The following is a 24,373-nucleotide window of genomic DNA, read 5'->3' as shown; positions in this document are numbered from 1 at the left end:
GTCCATTACAAACGACTTCAAAAAGTATCACGGAAAGTTCATGGTTTACTACTTTATGGAAAGATTAACAGAATGAAAATGAGCCAAAAACGATTTATCCAACCTTTTTTATCAATCCTGCACGCTCCAACAGCGGTTCAATTTGGGGTTCGGCACCCCTAAATCGCTTATAAAGTTTCATCGGATTTTCGGTGCCTCCCTTAGACAGCACATGTTCCTTGAACTTGTCAGCAACTTCTGTGTTAAAAATGCCCTTCTCTTTAAAGTAGGCAAAAGCATCCGCGTCCAGCACTTCGGCCCATTTGTAACTGTAGTATCCTGAGGAATACCCGCCTTGGAAAATATGCCCAAAGGCCGTACTCATACAGGTTTCTGGAGTGTCGGGAAACAGATGGGTGCCTTCAAAAGCCTTGGTTTCAAAAGCTTTTACATTTTGGATTGCAGATGGGTCAGCCGCATGCCATGCCATATCCAAAAATCCAAAGCTCAGTTGGCGCAAAGTGGCCATCCCTTCTTGAAAAGTTGCAGATTCCTTGATTTTTGCAACCAATTCCATGGGAATCAATTCGCCCGTTTCATAATGGAAAGCAAAGAGTTCCAAGGCCTCTTTTTCGTAACACCAGTTTTCCATAATCTGACTTGGCAATTCCACAAAGTCCCAATATACAGATGTTCCGGACAGGCTTGGATAAGTGGTATTGGCCAACATGCCGTGCAAACCATGCCCAAACTCGTGGAACAAGGTGGTTACTTCATTAAAGGTCAAGAGTGAAGGTTTGGTCTCTGTGGGTTTGGTAAAATTGCAGACATTGGATATATGCGGTCTACTATTATCTCCGTTAATGGTGTACTGTGATTTGTACGAGGTCATCCAGGCACCCCCACGTTTTCCAGGTCTCGGATGAAAATCTGCATAAAAAAGGGCAATGAATTGGTTCTCTCTATCATAGACTTCATAGGTTTTGACCTCTTCATGGTATTTTTCAACGTCAAAAACCTCTTTAAAAGTCAACCCAAACAATTTTTCAGCCACTTTGAATACCCCATCAATTACATTTTCCAGTTTAAAATAGGGCTTGAGTTTTTCATCATCCAAATTGAACAGTTGTTGTTTCAGTTTTTCAGAATAATAAGCACTGTCCCATTTTTCCAATTGTTCAATACCATCAGTATCCTTGGCGAAGGATGCCAATTGATTGAATTCGCGGATGGCCGCCGGTTTGGCTTTGTACAGCAGTTCGTTTAAAAAATCCAAGACTTTTTGTGGGGTTTCTGCCATGCGTTCTTCAAGAACAAAATCGGCATGGGTGGGATAACCCAAAAGATTGGCCCGTTCATGACGAAGAGATACAATTTGCAGCACATTTTCCCGGTTGTCCAAGTCATCTCCATGAAAACCCTTGCTTCCAAAGGCCAGCGACAGCTTTTTACGCAATTCCCTATTAGCTGCATATTTCATAAATGGGATATAACTCGGATAGTCCAAAGTGATCAGCCAGCCTTCCTTATCCTTGGATTTGGCCAATTGGGCAGCTGCTTCCTTGGCTCCCTCGGGTAAACCTGCCAAATCTGACTCCTCGGTAAGATGCATTTCAAACTTGTTGGTTTCTGCCAGTACATTTTCACCGAACTTCAATTTGAGTTTGGACAGTTCGGCATCAATTTTCCGTAATCTTTTTTTTCCAACTTCATCCAGGTTGGCCCCGTTTCTACTAAAACTTTTATACCGTTTGTCCAACAAGGTTTGCTGTTCGGGTGTTAAGTTGAGCTTGTCCGTTTGCTCGTATACCGATTTAACCTTTTGGAACAATTTCTCATTTAGGGTAATGTCATTGTTGAACTCGGATAACAAGGGTGAAATTTCCTGGGCAATTTTCTGGATTTCCTCGTTGGTTTCGGCAGAATTTAAGTTGAAAAATATACTGGAAACGCGATCCAATTGTTTGCCTGAAAAATCCAAGGCTTCCAAGGTATTCTTGAACGTTCGGGGCTCAGGATTATCTACAATTTGGTCAATTTCTTTTCGAGCCTGTTCAATGGCCTTCAAAAAAGCAGGTTTAAAATGTTCATTTTCAATATGCTCAAAGGGAGCTTGGTCAAACGGTTCTAAAAGGGGATTATTCATGGATCGTTGTATTCTTTGGGTTTTTGATTTTTCGATGGGTTCTTAGCACATCCGTAGTATAAAAAGTCAATGAAACCACCGCAGAGATGACGGCTGTTATCAAAAATGCGTAGTTTCTTGCCGTGTCCTTGGTTCTTTTGTTCAACGCTTCAAGCGCCTCATCTGTATATTCCTCCAAATCAATGAAACCATTTTGGTTCAAATCGAAAGCTTGTAGCTGTTCTTTGATAAAATACCATCTGACTTCTGTAATAAGAAGCATCAATGTATAAAGGGAGAATAGGAGTAGGGCACTTTTCCACAGGCTTTTGTGATGCGGTTGTTTTATTTTTTTCCGCACGGATAACACCACTGCCGTGCTTGCCAGTCCAAACAAAATACCCAATTCATTGTAACTCGGCATTTGTTCCTTCTATCCTTTGTTTTTGCGTACTTCTTCAGCTCCCTTAATCACCTTTTCTTTCAACCCCTGCTTGTAAACCTCAATTTTGTCAAGGATACATTGGTCAGAGCTTCCAAGGATTTGGGCTGCCAGGATACCTGCATTTTTTGCTCCGTTAAGGGCCACGGTGGCAACCGGCACACCTCCGGGCATTTGAAGAATGGATAGTACCGAGTCCCAGCCATCTATGGAATTACTGCTTTTCACGGGTACCCCGATAACGGGTAATGGGGACAACGAAGCCACCATTCCCGGTAAATGGGCTGCACCACCAGCACCGGCAATAATTACCCCATAGCCATTTTTGTGGGCATTTTTTCCAAACTCAAAAAGTTTTTCAGGGGTTCGGTGGGCGGAGACAATGTCCACGTCCACTTCAATGTCAAATCCCTTTAAAATTTCAACAGCATCTTGCATAACGGGAAGATCGCTTGTGCTTCCCATGATTACGGCTACTTTTTTCATATCATTATCCTTAGGTATCGCCCAAAACCAATAGCAAAAATGGCATTTGGGATTTGATTATTTGGTTTATTTACTCACTACTTCTATGGTTTCCTTCACCTGTTGTGCAACCTCTCTGGCACGGGTCATATCTTCATCAACAATGGTCACATGTCCCATTTTTCGAAATGGTCGTGTTTGTTTTTTTCCATAAATATGGGGAGTGACACCTTGCATGTCCAAAATGGACTCCATGTTTTCATACCTTACATCCCCGGTATGGCCTTCAGCACCCACCAGATTCACCATGATTCCTGCCACCTTACTGTCCGTCTTACCCAGCGGAAGACCCAAAATAGCCCTGATATGTTGCTCAAACTGGTTGGTATAGCTTGCTTCTATGCTATAATGTCCACTGTTATGGGGTCTGGGGGCCACCTCATTGACCAAAATTTCGTCATCTTGGGTTTGGAACAGCTCCACAGCCAAAAGTCCCACATGACCAATGTTTTCTGAAACTTTCAGAGCCACATCCATAGCTTTCTGGGCAATATTTTTATCGATTCGGGCTGGGCAAATCACATATTCTACCTGATTAGCCTCTGGGTGAAACTCCATTTCCACCACGGGATAGTTCACCAACTCTCCTGATGAGCTTCTGGCCACTATCACCGCAAGTTCATTCTTGAACGCTACCATCTCTTCCGCAATGCACTCCACATTGGGTAGGTTTTCAAGGTCTTCAATCGCCCTCACCACCTTCACTCCTTGTCCGTCATAACCAAACTGGGCACTTTTCCATACAAAGGGCAGTGCAAGACCTCCATTGGTAATACTGTCTTTGATTTCCGAGGTATAGGCAAACCGCACAAAGGGAGCGGTAGGGATTCCGTGATCGGTATAAAAGAGCTTTTGGGTGGCCTTGTTTTGAATGATTCGGAGTGCCTTGGTCTGCGGGAAGACTTTTACGCCTTCCTCTTCCAGTTTTTCCAAAGCTTCCACGTTTACGTTTTCAATCTCTATGGTTAGTAGATCCACATCCTTTCCAAAGTTATAAACCTTGTCAAAATCCAAAAGATCGCCCAAGACAAACTCGTTACAGGCTATTTTGCATGGTGCCTCTGGAGAAGGGTCCATTACCTTGGTTTGGATATCCCATTTTCGGGTCTCGTAAAGTAGCATTTTGCCCAGTTGTCCGCCACCTAAAATGCCCAGTTTAAAGTCGGAAGAGAAGAAATTCATCAATTGAATAATTGGAATGACAGCAAAAATAAGGGAATTCCTTGAAGCAATAAAGATACAGCCGTTGAAGAGGGCTTAAAAATGTTATCTTTGCCAACCTGATAAAATTGATGACCAATTGATTAAGCTTCACGACAAGGTTTTTAAACCCTTTTTGTCCGAAGGACAAATTTTGGCCGCCATAGATAAAATGGCTGCAGAAATAGCCTCGGACTATAAGGACAAAACACCCATTTTTGTGGGGGTGCTCAACGGGGCTTTCATGTTTGTATCCGATTTTTTAAAAGCCTACCCTTACCCCTGTGAGGTGTCCTTTGTTCGATTGAGCTCGTATCACGGACTCACCTCTACCGGTATTGTGGAGACCCTGCTGGATGTCCCAGATAATATTGAGGGTAGGGATGTGATCATTTTGGAAGATGTGATCGATACGGGAAGGACCCTCAAGCAGTTGGTACATCTGTTTTCAGGAACCAATGTTAAACAGTTCAAGATTGCCTCGCTTTTTTACAAATCGGAAATCTATAACGGCGAATATGCCATTGACTACGTGGGCTTGGAAATTCCAAACAACTTTATTGTGGGATTTGGACTGGATTACAAGGAGTTGGGTAGAAATTTAAGAGAAGTATATCAACTAAACCAAGGAAATATGATTAACCTAGTGCTTTTTGGAAAACCTGGAGCAGGAAAGGGAACCCAAGCAGGAGTGTTAAAGGAAAAGTATAATCTAAAGCACATTTCAACCGGAGATGTCTTTAGGTTCAATATGAAAAATGATACAGAGCTCGGAAAACTGGCCAAATCCTACATTGATAGAGGGGATTTGGTACCCGATGAGGTAACCATTGGGATGTTGAAGGACGAGGTGGAAAAGAACCCCGATGCAGCTGGATTTATTTTCGATGGATTCCCACGAACCGAGGCTCAGGCTGAAGCATTGGATAATTTCTTGGAATCCAAAAACATGCAGGTTGATGCCACCATTGCTTTGGAGGCAGACGATGATGTCTTGGTTGCCCGTTTGTTGGAACGAGGTAAGGAGAGTGGACGTAGTGATGATCAAGACGAGAATAAGATCAGAAATCGTTTTGACGAATACAATCAAAAGACCGCACCTTTAAAGGCATACTACGATAAGCAAGGAAAATTTCATTCCGTAAACGGAATTGGGGAGATTGCAGAAATCACTGAGCGATTGAGTGACGTGATTGACCAGTTTGTGGTGATTCAGTAATTGCTTGGTTTTGGATTTGCAACCCACGCTTTCGAATGGGCAGGTTCATTTGAGACCGTTGATTTCCAAAGATTTCATAAACCTTTATCGTGTTGCATCCGATTCAAGGATTTGGGAACAGCATCCCATAAAGGAAAGGGCTGAACTCTACGGTTTTGCTCCTTTTTTTGCCGAGTCTCTAAAATCCAAAGGCGCCTTGTTGATTTCTGATGTTGCCACCCAAAAAGTCATAGGCAGTTCCAGGTTTGTATTGCGACCTGCCTTCGGGAATGCTGTGGAGATTGGATGGACATTTCTATCCAGGGCGTATTGGGGAGGAAAATTCAATGGCATGGTAAAGGAGTTGATGATAAAGCATGCCCTTCAAAATATGGAAGAGGTACTACTTTTTGTCGATAGAAAAAATATTAGGTCACAGAAGGCTGTGGAAAAATTGAATTTTATCCCATCAGATAAATTAGTTATTGACCAAAACCATGACCTTAGACCAAATGATGTAATTTATAGGGTGCAGGGTATCTGTTAAATCAGTTAGAAAAGATGACCGAGGGAAATTTTGTCGATTACGTAAAGATTCATGTAGCTTCTGGAAACGGAGGCAAAGGGTCTGTGCATTTACATCGGGAAAAGTACATTACCAAAGGTGGCCCTGATGGGGGTGATGGCGGTCGTGGAGGGCACGTCATTATAAGGGGGGACAAAAACCTTTGGACACTTATCAATTTTAAGTTTAAAAAGCATTTTAAGGCCGGTCATGGCGAACACGGCAGCAAAAATCGGAGTACAGGCGCTGACGGTGCCGATGTCTATATGGATGTGCCATTGGGTACTGTGGTTCGGGATACTGCCACCAACAACATTCTCTTTGAGATTACAGAAGATCAAGAAGAGCGCATCGTAATGGAAGGCGGAAAAGGAGGTCGTGGTAACTGGCATTTTAAAAGTGCTACCAATCAGACACCCCGTTATGCGCAGCCTGGAATCCCTGGACAGGAAACACAGATAACACTAGAGTTAAAGGTGTTGGCCGATGTGGGCTTGGTGGGATTCCCAAATGCTGGTAAATCCACGCTGCTGTCCGTTATGACCTCTGCAAAACCCAAGATAGCCGATTACGAGTTTACCACCTTAAAACCTAATTTGGGTATTGTCAAATACCGTGATTTTCGAAGCTTTGTAATGGCAGATATCCCTGGTATTATTGAGGGAGCGGCGGAAGGAAAGGGTCTGGGGCATTACTTTTTAAGGCATATTGAACGAAATGCTACCCTCCTGTTTTTAATTCCCGCAGACAGTAAGGATATTTCAAAGGAATATGAAATTCTTTTGGATGAGTTGCGCCGATACAATCCAGAACTATTGGACAAGGAGCGTTTGGTGGCCATCTCCAAGAGTGATATGCTGGATGAGGAGCTAATGGCAGAAATGAGCGCCGAACTGGATAAAGACCTAAAAGGGGTGTCCTACCTTTTCATATCCTCCGTGGCTCAGCAAGGCATCCAGGAACTCAAAGATAAGCTTTGGGAGCTGTTGAACGAATAATCTGGCTTTTTTCGATTCCCAAATCAAATATTGATTAATTTTAAAGGTATTCCCGAATGCTATGAAATACCTTTTTTCCATTGTTGTATTGTGCTTGTTGGCCTCCTGTGCGGGGACCCGCGTCAATTATGACTATGATAAGGCTACGGATTTCTCCAACTATACCAGCTACAATTATTTTTCGGATATGGACTCCGGTCTTAGCCAACTGGATGAGAAAAGGTTACTTCGCGCTTTGGACTCCACTCTGCAGGCAAAGGGGTTTCTACTAACGGAAGAGCCTGATTTTTACATCAATATCTTAAGCAGTGAATTCCGAAATGCTTCCAACAATGCGGTTGGTGTGGGTATTGGAGGTACGGGCCGAAACGTTGGCGGCGGGGTTTCGGTAGGACTTCCATTGGGAAATTCGGGCATACAACGCCGAATCCAATTTGATTTTGTGGATGCCCAAAAAGATGCACTGTTCTGGCAGGCCACCAGCGAAAGCGGGTATCGTGAAAATGCATCCCCCAGTATCCGCGAGGATGTTTTAAGAGCCTTGGTCAAAAAGGTTTTTTCCAAGTTTCCCCCACAATAGCAATCGCCCACATTTGAAAATCAAGGATTTAAGAATTTAAATCTTTTCCAACTTTTTTCTTCTGGATGTAACAAATGTTTTCTGGCACAGTCTAATTAGGATAGTATTACTAATTTTTGAAGAACACTCTAAATCAAAAAACGTATGAAAACTAGACTCAATTTTAAGGCCTTGCAGCTTGCGGGCCTGTCTCTGCTTTTGGGATTTACAAGCTTAGCCCAAGAGAAACCGGGAAACCCTGAACTGGCCACATCTGATGCCGAACTACTTTCTTTAGCCGCGTTGGATCAAGGTGATTATAGGTATACGGTTGAAGATTATTTTGCGAACCCCAAAGCCTTTACCTTCAGATTTTCCCCTGATGGAAAATATCTTTCGTATAGGGAGAGCGATGAAAATGGGAAACAGCACATCTTTGTCAAGAATATTGCTACGGGAGAAACCCAAATGGCCATAGAGGAAAAGGAAGAACTGGTACGGGGCTATGGTTGGCTCAACAATAGCAGATTGTATTATTCCATGGATCAGGGGGGTGATGAAAATTATCATATCTATGCCGTGGACCTGGACGGGAGCAATTTAAAAGACCTAACGCCCTTTGATGGAGTTAGAGCCCAGTTCACCGAATTATTACGGGAAGACAAGGAACACATCATTGTTTCCATGAACAAGAACAATCCTCAAGTCTTTGAACCGTATTTGGTCAATTTGAATACGGGGGAAAGCAAACAACTATACACCAACGACGACCCCCAAAATCCCATATTTGGCTACAGTTTTGACAAGGATGGGAACTTAAAAGGATTCACTAGAATTCGTGATGGGGTAGAGCAAGATCTCTATTATGAAGATGGAAACGGAGGGTACAAAATTCTAAAGCAACTTAATTGGAAGGATAACTTCGTCATTCTGGATTTTAATTATGCCACACCAAATCCGGATGACGCCTATGTGCTGTCCAATCTTGATAGTGACAAGGCAGAAATTGTACTGTACGATTTGAAAGAGGACAAGAGTTTGGAGACGGTTTTTGTGAACGACATGTACGACGTACAGTCCATGGGTCTTTCCAGAACCAGAAATTATGAAATAGATTATTTCTCCTATGAAGGGGAAAAGAGCATTGTTGTCCCCATCAGCGAACCATATAAAAAACTGGCTGCAAAAATGAAGTCGGAACTTCCTGGTAAGCAGTTCCGCGTTTTGGATGAAACGGAAGATGAGAATCTCTATATGGTCTATGTGGACAGTGACCGATTGTACGGCGTATATTATGCCTATGATGTAGCTAAAAATGAGCTAAAAGAACTGTACAATACCATGCCTCAACTCAAAGAGGAAGATATGTCCGAAATGAGACCGATTACCTTTACCAGTAGGGATGGAATCACGCTTCATGGATATATTACGCTACCAAAAGCCACCTTGGCTGGAGAAAAGGTTCCAGTAATTGTAAACCCGCATGGAGGCCCACAAGGCATTAGGGATTCCTGGGGATTCAATCCTGAGGCACAACTTTTTGCAAGTAGGGGGTATGCCACCTTACAGGTGAACTTTAGGATTTCCGGAGGTTATGGACGTGCGTTTTTGGAGTCTGGATTTAAACAAATTGGAAGAAAGGCCATGGACGATGTGGAAGACGGGCTTCAGTATGTCATAGACCAAGGTTGGGTAGATGGTGATAGGGCTGCCATATATGGTGGAAGTCATGGCGGTTATGCCGTATTACGTGGTTTGACCAAGACCCCAGATTTGTACGCCTGTGGTGTTGATTATGTTGGGGTTTCCAACTTGTTCACTTTCATGAAGACCATTCCACCCTATTGGAAACCTTACCTCAAAATCATTAAGGAAATCTGGTACGATGAGGATAATCCTGAAGAAAAGGTCATAATGGAAGAAGTTTCACCCGTATATCAAATGGATAAGATCAATAAACCCCTCTTTGTAGTGCAAGGGGCCAATGATCCCAGGGTAAATATTGACGAGTCTGACCAAATTGTCAGTGGTCTTCGGGAAAAAGGCTATGATGTGCCCTATATGGTTAAATATGATGAAGGACATGGATTTGGCAAGGAAGAAAACCGTTTGGAGTTGTACAAGGCCATGATGGGCTTCTATGCCAAACATTTGGGGAAGCAGGAAATTGCTACACCACTTAGGGATTAATAAAGCGGTAGGATAGTACAAGGGAGTCTAAATGGCTCCCTTTTTTTATGCAATAAATTGAAGTTACCGTTCGGATGCCCAAATTTACCACTGCTCATAAAACCCTTTGTGCAAGGGCTGTGTGACAGTACATTTGGTTTATCAATACAAAAACAACGAAATGGTCACTTTAGCAAAATTGTTAATATCCCTACTGTTGGATATTCTCGTCTAAAAAAATGTGTAACATCAAAAGTCATCTGGAATGAAAAAATTAAACAAAGCGCAATGGCTTATTTTTATACTGGGCATCATAGGTACCCTAGTGGGGTTATATGGCAAATTCAATGGTTGGGAGCACAATGACTATTTCCCAATTTTCTACAGTGGAATGTCCTTTATGTGGATTGCATTCCTGCCTTCAGGGAAAACCTGTTGCAACTGGTTTAAAAAGCGTACGAAAAGCGTGGAAGCATAGTGAGTTTTCAATAGGTTATATTTGACCTAAGTTGAGCAAGCGATATGCATTTGACAGAAAGTAAAAGAAACCGATTTTTTTGGATCCTACAGTTTTTGGGATGGGGATTTATTAATATGCTATCCATTTTCATACTGAAGAAAATCAGTGTGGAACTGGTAGTTTACTCCATTATCACAGGGATTTTGATTGGGATTTTTTCCACTTCACTACTTCGGTGGTATTTAAAGCGAAATGTGAATTTTGAAGGCTTTGATGTCAAGGATTTTATAAAGATCCTGGTATCCTTTTTTGTCACTTCAGGGCTTTTCGGGTTCTTAAATTTTGGTTTGGGATACGCCTATGTAAAATGGGGGCCAGAACTTACCGAGGCAGAAATGCAGCATTTTGAAAATTATGACGCTACCTGGATATGGATTGTAAACTCCTTGTTTATTATTGGGGCCTGGACAGTTACGTATTTGGTAATTAAATTGCTGCTGAAGCTCAATAGGGACAGAATTGAGCGTTTGGAGTTGAACACCCACCTGAAACAAGCGCAACTGAATACCTTGAAGGGGCAAATCAACCCGCATTTTATGTTCAACAGCCTTAACAACATTAGGGGATTGATGTTAGAGGATGTGGAAAAGTCGAGGGAGATGCTGACCAAACTTTCAGAGATTTTGCGGTACTCCCTTACCAAAAATAATATTGATGCCATCGCGGTTCAAGAGGAATTGGAGGTGGTGGATAATTATATAGATCTGTCCAAAATTCAATTGGAAGATCGCTTGGAGTTTGTGAAGGAGATAGACGAGGAAACTTTGAAATTTCAAATTCCTCCCATGATCATTCAACTACTCATTGAAAATGCGGTAAAGCATGGTATTTCCAACCTAAAGCAGGGAGGCCGTATTGTGTTGAACCTAAAGCAGGAGGATGGTCTTTTAATTATTGAGGTGAAAAACACTGGAAGACTTCAGATTGGAAAAAACACCACCCAATTGGGATTAAAGAATATCCGCCAACGATTAAAATTATTGTATGCAGATAAAGCATCATTTAATTTGAGTGAGATTACGGGAGAGGTGGTTGCCCACATAAAAATTCCACTGGCATGAAAATAGAGGCGGTCATAGTGGAAGATTCAAGATTGGCACGCAACGAGTTGAAGGAGCTGATCAAAAAGTATCCTGAAATAGATTTGGTAGGCGAAGCCGAAAATGTGGACAAGGGATTTGAATTGATTCAGGAAAAAAGCCCTAGGCTCTTGTTTTTGGATATTAATATGCCAGAGAAAGACGGGTTTGAACTATTGGAAATGTTGGATGAAGTGCCCATTACGGTCTTTACCACTGCCTTTGACGAATATGCTATCAAATCCTTTGAATACAATGCCCTGGATTATTTACTGAAGCCCGTGAGCGAAAAGCGCTTTTCCATGGCTTTGGACAAGGTTAAAAAGAAGCTTGCAGAAGCATCGGATGAGAAAGTAGCGGATAAAAGGTTATCTGTGAATAGTCAGATATTTATAAAGGATGGTGAGGCTTGCTGGTTGGTAAAAATTGGTGATATCTCACACTTTGAAATCGTTGGGAATTATACACGGGTTTTCTTTGAGGATAAAAACCCGATGCTGTACAAGTCCCTAAACCAAGTTGAGGAGAAACTCCCCGAACAGGATTTTTTCCGAGCCAACAGGCAACAAATTGTGAACACCAACTTTATCGATAATGTTGTGCCTTGGTTTAATGGCAAGCTTAAACTTCAGATGAAGAACGGCGAGGAGGTGGAGGTGTCAAGAAGACAATCCTATATTTTTAAGGATAGAATGAGTTTATAATCAAAAAACGACCGCATGAAAAAAGGGCCTTCTAAATGAAGGCCCTTTTTTATACATGATACGGTTTATCAAGCCCGTAATATATCCTTATATCGGTCTTTGTAACCAATGAGTGCGGCTATATTCAAGATCAAAAGTCCAACAGCTGGGCCAATCCCATCCGGTGCCAAAGTGGCATGGAACAATACGGCATTGACAGATACGCTCATTAAAATAACGGACATCAATGCACCATATTTGTTTAAAATAAGGGCTAGGCCCGCTAAAATTTCCACCACAGCAACCAAATTCAAGGTTTGTGTAGAAGATAGGGCACCAAAGTATCCCATAACGGCTTCTGGTATTTCTCCCATTGGGATAAAGTGTAGAAACTTATTCAAGCCAAAGGTCAGGACAAAGAGTCCAAGCAAGATTCGTACGACCAGAAAAACTTTTGCGTTCATTTAGTTGAATTTTATTGGTTAAGCAATAAAAATAGCTAAAAATTGCGAATATGTTAAAATAGGAGGGGTTAAATTTAAAATATGATTAGAGCGACTTTAATAACCCACCATCAATGGGAATGTTGGTACCGTTGATGTACGCTGCCTTCTCTGAAGCCAAAAAAGTGGCTAAAAAGCCAAACTCTTGCGGATTGCCAATTCTTTTTGCAGGTACCTGCTCTTCCATATTAAATCGCACCTCAGAAGGCATTACCCCAAGTTTTTCCGCTTTCTTGGCGTTGAGCTGGGCTATTCTGTCGGTGTCAAAATAACCGGTAAGCACATTGTTGACGGTAATCCCATCTTTGGCAACGTCAAAAGCCAGGCTCTTGGCCCAGGTAACCACTGCCGCTCTAATCGAGTTGGATAAGGCCAAATAATTTAAGGGTTCCTTTACCGAAATGGAAGCTACATTAATGATTCTACCCCATTGCTGCCGTTGCATATGTTCCAATGCAAGCGTGGTGGTATAAACCACTGATTTAAACAAGAGGTCAAAGGCCAGTTGGTAATCTTCCACATTTTTTTCCAATGCGCCTCCAGCCTCAGGGCCTTGCGTATTGTTGACCAGAATATCTATAGGATTTGCCCGGATAAAAGAAGAAATGGTTTCCTTGAACGATTCAAAATTGGAGAAATCAACCACAAGATATTGGTGTGTTTGTCCTTGGGAAGTATCCAATTCTTGAATAATGGCTTCCATTTTGGGCTTGTTTCTTGCCATAAGGGTGACGCTGGCCCCACTATCTGCCAATTGCCGGGCGATGGCCTCTCCAATTCCTTTACTACTACCACCTACCAAGGCTGATTTTCCTTCTAAAGAAATCTTCATAATTATCTATATTCTTCCCGAGCAGGGCTAAAAACATCCATTAATTTACAAGGGGTAAGGGCTTTGCCACCATGAGGAGTATTTGAGGGTATAACCACAACATCACCGGCTAAATAGGTTTGGGTTCTGCCATCCAAGGTAAATTCAAATTCCCCTTCCAGCACATGCATGATCTGTTCGTGGACATGATGGTGTTCTGGGACAACGGCATCTTTTTCCACCTCCCAAAAGGCCCAGGTCAAGGTCTCGCCATGCACCATTTTTCCGTGGTAACCGGGCATAATTTCCTTTGTGCTAATATCAGCTAGGTTCATTGTGTTCAATTTTCCGACAAGATAGAAATTAATAAGATGAATTGTTTATTTGCATTGGCTGGGTCAATGTCTATTTTTGGGGGATAAAACACAGCAATGAAAATTCATTTTATAGCTATTGGCGGTAGTGCCATGCATAACCTGGCTTTGGCTTTGGCCCACAAAGGATATACTATTACGGGCAGTGATGATATAATTTTTGAACCTTCCAAGGGTAGATTGGACGCTCAGGGATTGTTGCCCGCGACGTTTGGCTGGTTTCCGGAAAAATTGAACAATGAATTGGACGCTGTGGTATTGGGAATGCACGCCAAAGCCGATAACCCTGAGCTGATCAAGGCACAGGAATTAGGGCTGAAAATATATTCTTACCCCGAGTTTTTATACGAACAATCAAAGCATAAAACCAGGGTGGTCATAGGGGGCAGTCATGGAAAGACCACAATTACCTCCATGATTCTTCATGTGCTTAATTACAACGACATTGAGGTGGATTATATGGTGGGTGCCCAACTGGAGGGTTTTGAAAGAATGGTACACTTGACCGAGGACAATGATTTTATTGTTTTGGAAGGTGACGAATACCTTTCCTCCCCAATTGATAGACGACCTAAATTTCATCTATACCAACCCAACATAGCCCTCTTGAGTGGTATTGCTTGGGATCACATCAATGTTTTCCCAACCTATGCCAATTATGTGGAGCAGTTCCAAATTTTTGTTGATGGCATTGTGCGAGGTGGGAGCATTACTTTCAATGCAGAGGATAAGGAGGTTGCAAAGGTGGTGGAATCGTCCGAGAATGCCATTAGGAAGTTTCCGTACAGTACTCCTGACCATAAAGTAGTTGATGGGGTTACGTTTTTGGAAACCCCAGAAGGTGATATGCCCGTTGAGATTTTTGGGAAACACAACTTGAATAATTTGGCTGGCGCCAAGTGGATTTGCCAACAAATAGGAGTGGATGAGGCTGATTTTTATGAAGCGATAGCTTCGTTCAAAGGGGCCTCCAAACGCATGGAAAAAATAGCGGAAGGGCAAAATAAAATAGCTTATAAAGACTTTGCCCACTCTCCCAGTAAAGTAAAGGCGACCACCAATGCGGTAAAGGAGCAATACCCAAACCGCAAATTGATTGCCTGTCTGGAACTCCACACCTATAGCAGCCTGAATGCAGAGTTTCTTCAAGAATATGAAGGAGCTCTGGATGCTGCAGATGTGGCCATGGTTTTTTATTCACCGAAGGCGGTACAGATTAAACAACTGGATGAGGTGACTTCCCAACAAATAGCCGCAGCTTTTCAGCGGGATGACATCCAAGTTTTTACGGATCCAAAATCGTTTCAAGATCAACTTTTTGCAACGGATTTTGACAATTCTGCATTGCTTTTAATGAGTTCTGGCAATTATGGTGGGCTCAATTTTGAAAAGGTCAAGGAGCTTTTTAGTTAGTAAATAGGGTAATTTTGTCAGTTTTGGAGGCAATGGAATAGTTGTTGTCTTCCATGGGCATGGAATTGTCCAAACCAAAGCTGTCCAAAAGAGTGCTGAAACGGCTGCGCCGTATAGCTTCCATATTACTTTCTGCCTATATTCTTGGGGTATCCAATGTGGTTTTGGAAGAAGACCGGTTGATCAACGATACCCGGGCAAAGATTGAGCAACAAGAAATCCAAGACGATGACTATAGTCTATAAATAACCCAGCCTAGACACCAAATTGCCTCAGATGGTGGTCTAAATGTTTGTACTGCATTTGCCCCCATTGTTCGGGTGTAAAATGCCCAAAAGCAGGATGTGGATCCCATTGCTTTTTATCTTTTGCTCCGTGAAACTCCTTAATAAACCCTATTAAGGCGTTTTTTTCATTTCCAAATTCCTTGTCCTCCAAAACTTTGAAACCCTTTGCAGTGGGAAGATTGGGTTTCCAAAGCTTAACATCGTACATGCTTTTTTTAAAACTTCTAAATAGAAATTTCATTAAGAAATTCGGCTTTTTCATCCTATATTTACCTAGTGCCAAACGCAAAGGAAATTGGCAGTGGAATAACATCTGCCCAACTTCCATCTTACCCCATAGACCTTTGGAAGACTCGTTAAGTAGTTCTATCCTGTCCATAACCTCGTCTAGAGTACCGGAATCAAATAGTGATTTCATTACTTAAGCTTTAAATAAATTTACAAACTATTACCCTACCTTTAGGCTATGCATGAAAAAACAGCTTCTTTTCCCATAAAACATTGGGCAGAGGATGACAAACCCAGGGAAAAATTGGTGAACAAAGGGCGTACGGTGCTATCAGATGCAGAACTCATTGCCATTTTAATTGGTTCTGGAAGTAGAAAGGAAAGCGCAGTTGGACTGTCCCAACGAATTTTGGCAACCGTGAACCATAATTTAAATGAACTTGGTAAACTTTCTGTCAACCAGTTGAAACAGTTTGAGGGCATTGGAGATGCAAAGGCCGTGACCATTGCCGCAGCTTTGGAAGTGGGGAGGAGGAGGCGAGGTGAAGAAAGATGTAGTACCACTAAAATTGAAAATAGTCAGGATGCTTTTGAGATTTTACATCCAGTGATGGGAGAATTGGAGCATGAAGAATTTTGGATACTCTACCTGAACAATTCCAATAAAGTGATCCATAAAGCTTTACTGAGCAAAGGAGGAATAACGGGAACCCTTGTGGATGTAAGATTAGTGCTGAAGCAAGCCCTGGAACTAGGTGCCGTGGCCATCATTTTGGCCCATAACCACCCTTCGGGTGGCCTAAAGCCAAGTGCAGCAGACAAACATATTACCAAAAAACTAAAGTTGGCATCAGAGGCCTTGGATATCAAAGTTTTGGATCATTTAATATTAACCCAGTACGGATATCTAAGCTTTGCGGATAAAGGTATGCTCTAATTGAACGGTTTAAATGCTATTGATATTTACCCATAAAATAACCAATCGGCTAACATATACCGCAAAGCAGCTATTTGAAAAGATTTTGGGGATTGAGGTCATTTTCACCACTAAAGTGGAGGATTTTATAAAGCATACGGGGCCTAAACTTACCTACTCCAAGCAACCGCTACAAAATGAGTTTTTTATCCGAAGCAATGACCTTTTGTTTGAACAGGGGATAAACGATTTGGATATAAAGGTGAATGACTGGAATGGAATTCCCTGTTTTTTTGCCACTGATGATAAAAGTGCTATTCCCTATGATGTTTTTTCGGCCAGCTTTTTCATGCTGAGCAGATATGAGGAATATTTACCTCATGTAAAGGACAGTGTAGGCAGGTTTCCGGCCAAGGAAAGTATTGCTTTTCAGCATAAGTTTTTGGAATTGCCCGTAGTGGACTTATGGGCCTATCAACTACTGGAATTGCTTAAGGAGCGTTTTCCTGAAATGGCACATGGAGGTAAAAGCTATTCATTTACGTCCATTATTAATGTGACCACATCCCATAGTTATGCCCATAGGGGATTGGCCAGAAGCTTGGGTGGCTTGTTAATGGATTTGGGATCCTTTAGAATTCGCAAAATGTTTCAGCGGTTTTTGGTGTTGTTGGGCTTTAGGAAAGACCCCTTTGATAATTTTTATGCTCTGGTGGACATTCACAAAAAGTTTCCGATAAAAAGCATGTTCTTTTTTCAGTTTGCCAAATATTCCACCCATGACAAGAATATTTCCCCAAACAACAACAAGTTCCGCTACCTGATTAAGTCCATAGCAGATTATAGCATAGTTTCCCTGAGCACCTCTTTTTTGTCATCCACCAATATGGCGGTTCTCAAGGAAGAAAAACAGCAGTTGTCCAACCTTATCAACAGGCCCATCAACTATTCCCGTTTAAGGTACAATAGGGTAAACGTACCATTGACCTATAGAACTTTGATAGAGACCGAGTTTACAGATGATTTTTCAATGGGATACACCCACGAGATTGGGTTTAGGGCCGGAACATGCACGCCTTTTTATTTCTATGATATCAATATGGAAGTAAGACAACCGCTCAAGGTGCATCCCTTTGCGGTGCATGACTACGCGCTTCAACAATACAAAAACAAGGAAGAAGTCTTTTCAAAAATGGATGGGATCTATAACGTGGTCCGTAAGGTGAATGGTGGATTGATAACTGTTTTTTCCAATGAATTACTTGGAAGCAGTCACAAAATAAACTGGATGGAGCTCTACCAATCCTTGCTAAGGCGGTATTATGTTTAAGAACCATATCACAGACATTTTTTTTGATTTGGATCATACCCTATGGGATTTTGAAAGGAATTCTGCCCTCACTTTTGAGAAAATCCTAGGGCGAAATAAGATTGATGTGAACCTGGATTCTTTTTTAAAGGTCTATGTGCCCATCAATTTGGATTATTGGAAATTATATGGGGAAGATAGGATTACCAAAACCGAGCTGCGGTATCAGCGATTGAAAAAGACATTTGACGCATTGGGAGCCCAAGTTTCCGATGAGCATATCCATTTACTTGCCCATGAATACATCCAGCATTTGTCCACTTTTACCCATCTGTTCCCAGGTACTGTGGAGGTATTGGAATATCTGTCTCCAAAATACAATCTGCACATCATCACCAATGGTTTTCAGGAAATCCAGGAAAAAAAACTAAAAGGAGCCAACATTGACCGCTATTTTGAGCATGTCATCAATTCAGAGGAAGCCGGTGTAAAAAAGCCCCATCCGCAAATATTTCACATGGCCTTGGATCGGGCTAAGGTTTCTGCGGAAAATTCCTTGATGGTGGGCGACAGTTTGGAAGCGGATATTCAAGGGGCAATTGCAGTTGGGTTTCAAACCCTTCATTTTAATGCACATAATGAGGTACACCACAAGATTTGCCCAATGATTAACAATCTGAGTGAAATAAAAGGGATTTTATAGAGTTATAGTAGGGTACAGCATGGCCCCGTTGTTCTATAAGAAAATTGCTTTTTATCCCATGAAAAGATTGCTTTCTCGTTGCATAATGGCGACCATGGTCGTGTTGTTCACCTACTCCTGTGCTGAAGAACAGGATTTCAACCAAGCTGATGATCTTAACGTAACACCGACGGTTGCCTCCAGTTTATTTTATCTGGAGTCCACAGAGGAGTTCATCAATTTGGCAACCGCAAATCCAACTTTCTATTCCCATACGTTCAATTTTGACCCGTTTAATGAACAATTTGTGGCCGATAATTTATTGGACGGAGCACTTCTTTATGAAATTGAAAACACAACAAGCAAACCCTTGACTTTTTCCATAGAATATTTGGACGAGGGTGGAAACGTCTTGGATGTTGAGGTTTTTGACGTAGAACCTGAACCTGCGCCCTTATTGACCTTAAGGGTGGCCTATGGCCCTGGGGGAAAGAACTTGGACATTTTAAGAAATACCTCCAGTTTAAGGGTGACCGCACAAAATTTAGGTGATAATTCCAGTACCTCAGCTGTCTCGGAACCCAAGGTAGTCCTTAGATCTGCCGCCGAATTTAGATTCGAGTTGCTATGAGATTTGGGGCATTGTTCTTTTTTTCCATGTGTTTTGGGATAGGTGTATTAGGTGCCCAAAACAAACAAATACTTTACGATTTCTATGAAATCCCACAGTCGCTGATGATCAATCCAGGGGTCAAGACCACGGAAAAATGGCATACTGGCATTCCAGCCCTTTCCGGTTTCTATCTGCAGGCAGGTTCCAGTGGGGTTACGGTCAATGATCTTTTTGCCAATGATGGGGTAGATTTTACCACCAAGGTACGGGAACGGGTTATTAATGGGATGAGCAAAAGGGATGACTTTAGCTTCAACAGTCAAATAGAGGTGTTTAATGTTGGGTTTCGCAGCCCAAATCGCCCAGACGATTATTATTCCTTTGGACTATACGAGGAATTGGATATGATTGTGTACTGGCCACGGGATTTGGCCATTCTTGCTTTTGAGGGTAATGGCGGAGCTAACATCGGCAGGAGTTTTGACCTAGGGGATTTGAGCCTTAGGGGAGAAATGGTGAGTGTGCTCCATTTTGGGATAAATAGAAAACTGAACAACACGCTTACGGTAGGGGCAAGGGCCAAAATCTATTCTGGCATTTTCCAGTTTCAATCCACAGGGAATAGGGGAACCTTCACAACTACCCTTGGTCAGGATAACATTTATAGAACTTCCTTGGATGTAGATATGCAACTTCAAACGGCAGGGGTGGATGAAATCACTGATGTTTTGGAGGAGGATTCTTCATCAATCACAAACCTTTTAAGGAGAAGAATACTATTTGGAGGTAATCTAGGGTTGGGGTTCGATGCTGGATTCACCTATAAACTTACTCCCCAAACCACAATAACCGGAAGTATATTGGATATGGGATTTATCTACAATTCCAAAGATATCCTAAACTATAAAGTCAGTGGAAGCATTGCCAATGAGGGATTGACCGTGTTTTTGCCAGAGGATATCAATGACCTTAACAATGATCTGTGGCAAGATTTGGTTGACGAGATAGAAGAGGCTATTCCGTATGAGGAAAATGAGACGGGCTATATTTCTTTTAGACCAGTGAAATTGTATGGGTCAATCCGGTATGATTATGGTCAGGCCGAATCCACTTACAACAGGGATTGTGGTTGTGCTGTAACCGGTGAGGAGGGAAAAAACAATGACATGTACAGGAACAGTGTGGGAGGCCAACTTTTTATGATGAAAAGACCTCGGGGGATACAAGCCGCCCTAACAGGATTTTATCAAAAAAGGCTGGGTCGGACGTTGGCCCTTAAAACGACCTACACGGCGGACAAATATTCATTGACCAATATTGGATTGGGGCTAAATCTCCGGGCTGGCCCGGTAAATTTCTATATTATGGGCGACAATCTTTTGGCCTATAGAAATGTGGCGGATAGCCACTACGCTTCTTTACAGTTCGGATTTAATATTATATCTTGGAACGATAATTGATTTACTGTTCCATATGAAATCTCGACTATTACATTTATTGGTATTTGCAGTTGGCATGGGAAGTGTGTTAAATGCCCAATTGGACAACTATAAATATATCATTGTACCCAAGCAATTTAGTGCCTTTAACAAAGAAAACCGGTACCAGACCAGTACCACGGTCAAATACCTATTTTCCCAAAAAGGGTTTGCCACTGTTTATGATGACAGTCTTCCTGAAGACCTTGCCAACAATCGTTGTTTGGGACTCCTTGTGGAATTGGATGATTCATCTAACATGTTCAGCACCAAAACCACCCTTGTTCTCAAAGATTGCCAAGGGGATGAAGTTTATAGGACAATTGAGGGGAGAAGCAAGATAAAAGAGTACCGTGCTGCCTATAGGGAGGCCTTGGGTGAGGCTTTTGCCCCTATCCAAGCCATGATGTACAGTTATACTCCAAAGGAAGAACCGAAAGATGAGAAAAAAGATGCTCCTATTACAGTGAGTTTTAAAAACGATATTAAATCGGTTGAGGAGAAGCCTGCACAACAAACACCTAGGGTAGTGGAGCAGGTGGCCACCCAGGAAGAACAAAGTTTTAAAAGTATGGAACCTGTGGCTTCCAATATGAAGAAGGTGGAAAAGGCCGAAGCTCCTGCAAAAGACCTTTTGTACGCCCAACCTACGGAAAATGGATATCAACTGGTGGACAGTACTCCCAAAGTGGTGCTTAAGCTGATCAAAACCTCAGTGGACAATATATTCTTGGTGGATGATGACACCAGGAGTGGTATGGTTTTCAAAAAAGGGGACAAGTGGTTACTTGAATATTCAGATAGTAGCGGAAAGAAGCAGGAAGAACTTCATATTAAGTTCTAGAAGTCGTATTTGTCCTTCCAACGTTTTTTAAGAAAATCCTTGATGGCTTTTTCCCTGGGATTATCCCCAGGTTTGTAAAAGGTGGTTCCTTCTATTTCCTCTGGTAGAAATTCAAAGTCCACAAAATTGTTTTCATGGTCATGGGCATAGTCATACCCTTTACCATACCCCAAATCCTTCATCAACTTGGTAGGTGCGTTTCTTATGGCCAAGGGCACGGAAAGGTCTCCCGTTTCCCTTACTTTTTGCTGTGCCAGCTTAATGGCGGCGTAACTTGCGTTGCTCTTAGGGGAACTTGCCAAGTAGGTAGCACATTGACTTAGGATTATCCGAGCTTCGGGATATCCTATGGTGTTAACAGCCTGAAATGTGGAATTGGCAAGAACTAGGGCCGTCGGATTGGCATTTCCTATATCTTCGGAAGCCAAAATCACCAACCTACGGGCGATGAATTTTACATCCTCTCCTCCCTCGATCATTCGAGCCAACCAATATACGGCCGCATTGGGATCACTGCCACGAATGGATTTGATAAATGCCGAAATAATATCATAATGCTGCTCTCCCGTCTTGTCGTAAAGCACCGTATTCTTCTGCACTTTGTTCATTACAGACTCGTTGGTCACCGTAATTTCATCCCCACCTTCAGCATTGACAATCAGTTCAAAGATGTTCAACAACTTTCTCCCGTCTCCACCCGATAATCGTAATAATGCCTCAGTTTCCTTTAGATGAATTTTTTTCGATTTTAGGACGGTATCGGTGTCCATCGCCCTATGGAGCAGAGCTTCCAAGTCGCTTTTATCAAACGGATTGAGGACATAAACCTGACAGCGCGACAGCAACGCGGGAATTACCTCGAAACTGGGGTTTTCAGTAGTAGCACCAATCAAGGTTACCCAACCTTTTTCCACTGCCCCCAATAAGGAATCTTGTTGGGATTTACTGAATCTATGAATCTCATCGATAAATAGAATGGGATTTTTGGCTGTAAAAAGCCCTCCGCTTTGTTTGGCCTTGTCAATGACTTCCCGCACGTCTTTAACTCCGCTGCTTATGGCGCTTAAGGTATAAAAAGGGCGTTCGCTTTCATTGGCAATGATATGGGCAAGCGTGGTCTTTCCAGTTCCTGGAGGGCCCCAAAAAATTAAGGAGGGGATAATACCGTTTTTAATTTGATGGGTAAGGGAACCTTCCGCACCCACCAAATGGTTTTGGCTTATGTAATCTTCTAATGTTTTTGGGCGTATACGCTCTGCAAGCGGTTCATTCATACCGATAAAAATAAGATAAATTAAAGGATGAAATTGAAGTGCATTTCTTCTAATTTTAAGGAATGGGTAGCGCAAAACCTGACAATTTGTGCCTATACAACACTATGGAGGGATAATTGAAGTTATTAACATATGTCCGAAAGCAAACATTTTCAATTTTCCAATGCGGTTCTGTTGGCACCTTTGGTTGCCATCCTTTCCATTTGGACAGTTTACTGGATGGAGGTGAGGTTTGGGTTCAATTTCAACGAATTTGGGATTTATCCCAGAAAACTATCCGGTTTAAGGGGTATTCTGTTTGGGCCATTTGTGCACGGATCTGTGGAACACTTATACAACAATACCATTCCACTGGCGGTTTTGACCTCATTTTTGGTTTATTTCTACAGAAACGCAGCCTTTAAAACTTTACTTTTAGGAGTTTTGATTTCAGGAGCTTTAACATGGCTGATTGGCCGCCCATCATACCATATTGGGGCCAGTGGAGTCATCTATGTTTTGGCCAGTTTTATTTTTTTTAAAGGGGTCTTTGCCAAACATTTTAGACTGGTTGCCCTTTCTTTGGTGGTGGTGTTCATTTACGGGAGTATGATTTGGTATATATTTCCGGTTAAGGACGGGATTTCTTGGGAAGGACACCTTTCAGGATTTGTCACTGGCCTTCTTCTGGCTTTGACCACCAAGGTACGGGTTCCTTCGACTAAAAAATACGATTGGGAACGGGAAGATTACGATGAGGAGAACGATCCCTTCCTAAAACAGTTCGATAAGGATGGGAATTTTATTGAGACCCAACCCGAAACGGAGAATGAAGAAACCGTTAAGGTGACCTATCACTATAAAAAAAGAGAAGAGAACTAGGTTACGGAACTACGTTGCCTCACCACTTCATACAAGAACACGCCACAGGCTACCGATACATTTAAAGAGCCAATTTGACCTAGTAGCGGTAGTTTTACCTTGCTATCCAGAACTTTCATTACAGAGTTTGAAATGCCCTTATCCTCAGCGCCCATTACAATGGCACAGGGAGATTTGAAATCCGCTGAATATATCTGGTTATCGGTCTTTTCGGTCGCCCCAACTACAGATATACCTGAAGCTTGAAGGTAGTAAATGGCATCTTTTAGATGGTCCACTTTGGCAATGGGAACATTGAACACGGCTCCAGCCGATGTTTTAACTGTATCCTCGGTAATGGGTGCCGCCCCGTTCTTGGGAACAATGATGCCATGAACCCCACAGCATTCGGCAGTTCTTATAATAGCACCAAAGTTTCGAACATCTGAAATTTGATCCAATAACAGGAAAAAGGGGACTTGTTCCTTTTCCATCACTTGCTCCACCAAGGACTCAAACGCCTGAAACTCCACAGGCGATATCTGTGCCACCGCACCCTGGTGGTTGTTCTTGGTCAATCGGTTTAATTTTTCAACAGGAACATAGGAACTACTGATACCGTTTTTCCGAATGACCGTTTCCAACTCCCTAAAAAGTTCACCGCCCAATCCCTTTTGTAGAAAAATCTTGTTGATAGGCTGTTCGGCCTCAATGGCTTCCATTATGGCCCTTATACCGTAAATCTGGTTGTTCATTCCT

General features: G+C 42.2%; 27 protein-coding genes. 17 read left to right on the top strand and 10 right to left on the bottom strand.

Annotated elements, in window-relative coordinates; translation table 11 throughout:
- Positions 1-94: 94 nt before the first annotated feature.
- The 4 genes from ACO6S0_RS13750 to ACO6S0_RS13735 form a co-directional block, all read right to left on the bottom strand.
- Complete coding sequence (locus ACO6S0_RS13750) at positions 95-2,125, bottom strand: M3 family metallopeptidase (RefSeq protein ID WP_422348910.1); 2,031 nt, start codon at positions 2,123-2,125, stop codon at positions 95-97.
- The gene (locus ACO6S0_RS13745; RefSeq protein WP_422348909.1) at positions 2,118-2,528 is read right to left on the bottom strand and encodes an EF-hand domain-containing protein; all 411 of its coding nucleotides are present in this window, start codon (positions 2,526-2,528) and stop codon (positions 2,118-2,120) included. The genes ACO6S0_RS13750 and ACO6S0_RS13745 overlap by 8 nt, the downstream gene beginning before the upstream one ends.
- Positions 2,529-2,537: 9 nt before the next feature.
- Positions 2,538-3,032 (bottom strand): 5-(carboxyamino)imidazole ribonucleotide mutase, encoded by a 495-nt coding sequence (purE, locus tag ACO6S0_RS13740; protein ID WP_420400722.1) that lies wholly within the window; start codon positions 3,030-3,032, stop codon positions 2,538-2,540.
- 66 nt (positions 3,033-3,098) lie between these two features.
- Positions 3,099-4,253: a 5-(carboxyamino)imidazole ribonucleotide synthase gene (locus tag ACO6S0_RS13735; RefSeq protein ID WP_422348908.1), complete on the bottom strand. Its 1,155-nt coding sequence runs from the start codon at positions 4,251-4,253 to the stop codon at positions 3,099-3,101.
- Between the two features lie 118 nt (positions 4,254-4,371).
- Between ACO6S0_RS13735 and ACO6S0_RS13730 the strand changes: the two genes are divergently transcribed.
- The 8 genes from ACO6S0_RS13730 (at position 4,372) to ACO6S0_RS13695 (ending at position 12,063) form a co-directional block, all read left to right on the top strand.
- Positions 4,372-5,490, top strand: coding sequence for an adenylate kinase (locus tag ACO6S0_RS13730; protein ID WP_422348907.1), 1,119 nt, complete (start codon positions 4,372-4,374; stop codon positions 5,488-5,490).
- 10 nt (positions 5,491-5,500) lie between these two features.
- Complete coding sequence (locus ACO6S0_RS13725; protein WP_422348906.1) at positions 5,501-6,016, top strand: GNAT family N-acetyltransferase; 516 nt, start codon at positions 5,501-5,503, stop codon at positions 6,014-6,016.
- A gap of 14 nt (positions 6,017-6,030) precedes the next feature.
- Positions 6,031-7,032, top strand: a complete 1,002-nt coding sequence (gene obgE / locus ACO6S0_RS13720) for a GTPase ObgE (protein WP_422348905.1) — start codon at positions 6,031-6,033, stop codon at positions 7,030-7,032.
- A gap of 61 nt (positions 7,033-7,093) precedes the next feature.
- Entirely contained in the window at positions 7,094-7,612 is a 519-nt protein-coding gene (locus ACO6S0_RS13715) for a DUF4136 domain-containing protein (RefSeq protein ID WP_422348904.1), read from the top strand.
- Positions 7,613-7,756: 144 nt separating this feature from the next.
- Complete coding sequence (locus ACO6S0_RS13710) at positions 7,757-9,781, top strand: S9 family peptidase (RefSeq protein ID WP_422348903.1); 2,025 nt, start codon at positions 7,757-7,759, stop codon at positions 9,779-9,781.
- 244 nt (positions 9,782-10,025) lie between these two features.
- Positions 10,026-10,238 (top strand): hypothetical protein, encoded by a 213-nt coding sequence (locus ACO6S0_RS13705; protein WP_422348902.1) that lies wholly within the window; start codon positions 10,026-10,028, stop codon positions 10,236-10,238.
- Positions 10,239-10,282: 44 nt separating this feature from the next.
- Entirely contained in the window at positions 10,283-11,341 is a 1,059-nt protein-coding gene (locus ACO6S0_RS13700) for a sensor histidine kinase (protein WP_422348901.1), read from the top strand.
- Positions 11,338-12,063, top strand: a complete 726-nt coding sequence (locus tag ACO6S0_RS13695; RefSeq protein ID WP_422348900.1) for a LytR/AlgR family response regulator transcription factor — start codon at positions 11,338-11,340, stop codon at positions 12,061-12,063. Before ACO6S0_RS13700 ends, ACO6S0_RS13695 begins: the two co-directional genes overlap by 4 nt.
- A gap of 68 nt (positions 12,064-12,131) precedes the next feature.
- Here ACO6S0_RS13695 and ACO6S0_RS13690 read toward each other — a convergent pair whose 3' ends face one another.
- The 3 genes from ACO6S0_RS13690 to ACO6S0_RS13680 all read right to left on the bottom strand — a co-directional run bounded on the left by ACO6S0_RS13690 (position 12,132) and on the right by ACO6S0_RS13680 (position 13,691).
- Positions 12,132-12,506, bottom strand: coding sequence for a DoxX family membrane protein (locus tag ACO6S0_RS13690; protein ID WP_422348899.1), 375 nt, complete (start codon positions 12,504-12,506; stop codon positions 12,132-12,134).
- 85 nt (positions 12,507-12,591) lie between these two features.
- Positions 12,592-13,377: an SDR family oxidoreductase gene (locus ACO6S0_RS13685; RefSeq protein WP_422348898.1), complete on the bottom strand. Its 786-nt coding sequence runs from the start codon at positions 13,375-13,377 to the stop codon at positions 12,592-12,594.
- Positions 13,378-13,379: 2 nt separating this feature from the next.
- Positions 13,380-13,691, bottom strand: a complete 312-nt coding sequence (locus tag ACO6S0_RS13680) for a cupin domain-containing protein (RefSeq protein WP_422348897.1) — start codon at positions 13,689-13,691, stop codon at positions 13,380-13,382.
- A gap of 96 nt (positions 13,692-13,787) precedes the next feature.
- Here ACO6S0_RS13680 and ACO6S0_RS13675 point away from each other — a divergent pair, with 96 nt between their 5' ends.
- Both ACO6S0_RS13675 and ACO6S0_RS13670 read left to right on the top strand, forming a co-directional pair.
- On the top strand, positions 13,788-15,143 hold the full coding sequence (locus ACO6S0_RS13675) for a UDP-N-acetylmuramate--L-alanine ligase (protein WP_422348896.1): 1,356 nt from the start codon (positions 13,788-13,790) through the stop codon (positions 15,141-15,143).
- A gap of 53 nt (positions 15,144-15,196) precedes the next feature.
- Positions 15,197-15,388, top strand: a complete 192-nt coding sequence (locus tag ACO6S0_RS13670) for a hypothetical protein (RefSeq protein WP_422348895.1) — start codon at positions 15,197-15,199, stop codon at positions 15,386-15,388.
- 10 nt (positions 15,389-15,398) lie between these two features.
- Here ACO6S0_RS13670 and ACO6S0_RS13665 read toward each other — a convergent pair whose 3' ends face one another.
- Positions 15,399-15,848 (bottom strand): DUF1569 domain-containing protein, encoded by a 450-nt coding sequence (locus ACO6S0_RS13665; protein ID WP_422348894.1) that lies wholly within the window; start codon positions 15,846-15,848, stop codon positions 15,399-15,401.
- Between the two features lie 48 nt (positions 15,849-15,896).
- Between ACO6S0_RS13665 and radC the strand changes: the two genes are divergently transcribed.
- The 6 genes from radC to ACO6S0_RS13635 are packed head-to-tail and all read left to right on the top strand — an operon-like array spanning position 15,897 to position 21,500.
- A complete protein-coding gene (gene radC / locus ACO6S0_RS13660; RefSeq protein WP_422348893.1) occupies positions 15,897-16,595 on the top strand; it encodes a RadC family protein in 699 nt (232 codons plus the stop codon).
- A gap of 13 nt (positions 16,596-16,608) precedes the next feature.
- Positions 16,609-17,904: a polysaccharide deacetylase family protein gene (locus tag ACO6S0_RS13655; RefSeq protein WP_422348892.1), complete on the top strand. Its 1,296-nt coding sequence runs from the start codon at positions 16,609-16,611 to the stop codon at positions 17,902-17,904.
- A complete protein-coding gene (locus tag ACO6S0_RS13650; RefSeq protein ID WP_422348891.1) occupies positions 17,897-18,586 on the top strand; it encodes a YjjG family noncanonical pyrimidine nucleotidase in 690 nt (229 codons plus the stop codon). Before ACO6S0_RS13655 ends, ACO6S0_RS13650 begins: the two co-directional genes overlap by 8 nt.
- A 58-nt stretch (positions 18,587-18,644) precedes the next feature.
- A complete protein-coding gene (locus tag ACO6S0_RS13645) occupies positions 18,645-19,196 on the top strand; it encodes a hypothetical protein (protein WP_422348890.1) in 552 nt (183 codons plus the stop codon).
- Entirely contained in the window at positions 19,193-20,638 is a 1,446-nt protein-coding gene (locus ACO6S0_RS13640) for a DUF5723 family protein (protein WP_422348889.1), read from the top strand. The genes ACO6S0_RS13645 and ACO6S0_RS13640 overlap by 4 nt, the downstream gene beginning before the upstream one ends.
- Before the next feature lie 13 nt (positions 20,639-20,651).
- Positions 20,652-21,500 (top strand): hypothetical protein, encoded by an 849-nt coding sequence (locus tag ACO6S0_RS13635; protein WP_422348888.1) that lies wholly within the window; start codon positions 20,652-20,654, stop codon positions 21,498-21,500.
- Here ACO6S0_RS13635 and ACO6S0_RS13630 read toward each other — a convergent pair.
- Entirely contained in the window at positions 21,497-22,774 is a 1,278-nt protein-coding gene (locus ACO6S0_RS13630; RefSeq protein WP_422348887.1) for a replication-associated recombination protein A, read from the bottom strand. The genes ACO6S0_RS13635 and ACO6S0_RS13630 overlap by 4 nt on opposite strands.
- 132 nt (positions 22,775-22,906) lie before the next feature.
- Here ACO6S0_RS13630 and ACO6S0_RS13625 point away from each other — a divergent pair, with 132 nt between their 5' ends.
- A complete protein-coding gene (locus ACO6S0_RS13625) occupies positions 22,907-23,635 on the top strand; it encodes a rhomboid family intramembrane serine protease (protein WP_422348886.1) in 729 nt (242 codons plus the stop codon).
- Here ACO6S0_RS13625 and rlmB read toward each other — a convergent pair.
- Entirely contained in the window at positions 23,632-24,369 is a 738-nt protein-coding gene (gene rlmB / locus ACO6S0_RS13620) for a 23S rRNA (guanosine(2251)-2'-O)-methyltransferase RlmB (protein ID WP_422348885.1), read from the bottom strand. The two genes, ACO6S0_RS13625 and rlmB, sit on opposite strands and share 4 nt — an antisense overlap.
- Positions 24,370-24,373: the final 4 nt, after the last annotated feature.

Source organism: Flagellimonas sp. (assembly GCF_965233845.1).
In the GTDB taxonomy this organism is placed as follows: domain Bacteria; phylum Bacteroidota; class Bacteroidia; order Flavobacteriales; family Flavobacteriaceae; genus Flagellimonas.
This window is presented reverse-complemented; position numbering and strand designations above follow the sequence as displayed.

Coding starts and splice junctions, on each gene's coding strand:
- ACO6S0_RS13670 (WP_422348895.1), top strand. CDS start 15,197: ATGGGCATGGAATTGTCCAAACCAAAGCTGTCCAAAAGAGTGCTGAAA.
- ACO6S0_RS13685 (WP_422348898.1), bottom strand. CDS start 13,377: ATGAAGATTTCTTTAGAAGGAAAATCAGCCTTGGTAGGTGGTAGTAGT.
- ACO6S0_RS13680 (WP_422348897.1), bottom strand. CDS start 13,691: ATGAACCTAGCTGATATTAGCACAAAGGAAATTATGCCCGGTTACCAC.
- ACO6S0_RS13750 (WP_422348910.1), bottom strand. CDS start 2,125: ATGAATAATCCCCTTTTAGAACCGTTTGACCAAGCTCCCTTTGAGCAT.
- purE (WP_420400722.1), bottom strand. CDS start 3,032: ATGAAAAAAGTAGCCGTAATCATGGGAAGCACAAGCGATCTTCCCGTT.
- ACO6S0_RS13710 (WP_422348903.1), top strand. CDS start 7,757: ATGAAAACTAGACTCAATTTTAAGGCCTTGCAGCTTGCGGGCCTGTCT.
- ACO6S0_RS13735 (WP_422348908.1), bottom strand. CDS start 4,253: ATGAATTTCTTCTCTTCCGACTTTAAACTGGGCATTTTAGGTGGCGGA.
- rlmB (WP_422348885.1), bottom strand. CDS start 24,369: ATGAACAACCAGATTTACGGTATAAGGGCCATAATGGAAGCCATTGAG.
- radC (WP_422348893.1), top strand. CDS start 15,897: ATGCATGAAAAAACAGCTTCTTTTCCCATAAAACATTGGGCAGAGGAT.
- ACO6S0_RS13695 (WP_422348900.1), top strand. CDS start 11,338: ATGAAAATAGAGGCGGTCATAGTGGAAGATTCAAGATTGGCACGCAAC.
- obgE (WP_422348905.1), top strand. CDS start 6,031: ATGACCGAGGGAAATTTTGTCGATTACGTAAAGATTCATGTAGCTTCT.
- ACO6S0_RS13650 (WP_422348891.1), top strand. CDS start 17,897: ATGTTTAAGAACCATATCACAGACATTTTTTTTGATTTGGATCATACC.
- ACO6S0_RS13690 (WP_422348899.1), bottom strand. CDS start 12,506: ATGAACGCAAAAGTTTTTCTGGTCGTACGAATCTTGCTTGGACTCTTT.
- ACO6S0_RS13675 (WP_422348896.1), top strand. CDS start 13,788: ATGAAAATTCATTTTATAGCTATTGGCGGTAGTGCCATGCATAACCTG.
- ACO6S0_RS13655 (WP_422348892.1), top strand. CDS start 16,609: ATGCTATTGATATTTACCCATAAAATAACCAATCGGCTAACATATACC.
- ACO6S0_RS13700 (WP_422348901.1), top strand. CDS start 10,283: ATGCATTTGACAGAAAGTAAAAGAAACCGATTTTTTTGGATCCTACAG.
- ACO6S0_RS13645 (WP_422348890.1), top strand. CDS start 18,645: ATGAAAAGATTGCTTTCTCGTTGCATAATGGCGACCATGGTCGTGTTG.
- ACO6S0_RS13715 (WP_422348904.1), top strand. CDS start 7,094: ATGAAATACCTTTTTTCCATTGTTGTATTGTGCTTGTTGGCCTCCTGT.
- ACO6S0_RS13745 (WP_422348909.1), bottom strand. CDS start 2,528: ATGCCGAGTTACAATGAATTGGGTATTTTGTTTGGACTGGCAAGCACG.
- ACO6S0_RS13665 (WP_422348894.1), bottom strand. CDS start 15,848: ATGAAATCACTATTTGATTCCGGTACTCTAGACGAGGTTATGGACAGG.
- ACO6S0_RS13640 (WP_422348889.1), top strand. CDS start 19,193: ATGAGATTTGGGGCATTGTTCTTTTTTTCCATGTGTTTTGGGATAGGT.
- ACO6S0_RS13630 (WP_422348887.1), bottom strand. CDS start 22,774: ATGAATGAACCGCTTGCAGAGCGTATACGCCCAAAAACATTAGAAGAT.
- ACO6S0_RS13625 (WP_422348886.1), top strand. CDS start 22,907: ATGTCCGAAAGCAAACATTTTCAATTTTCCAATGCGGTTCTGTTGGCA.
- ACO6S0_RS13635 (WP_422348888.1), top strand. CDS start 20,652: ATGAAATCTCGACTATTACATTTATTGGTATTTGCAGTTGGCATGGGA.
- ACO6S0_RS13705 (WP_422348902.1), top strand. CDS start 10,026: ATGAAAAAATTAAACAAAGCGCAATGGCTTATTTTTATACTGGGCATC.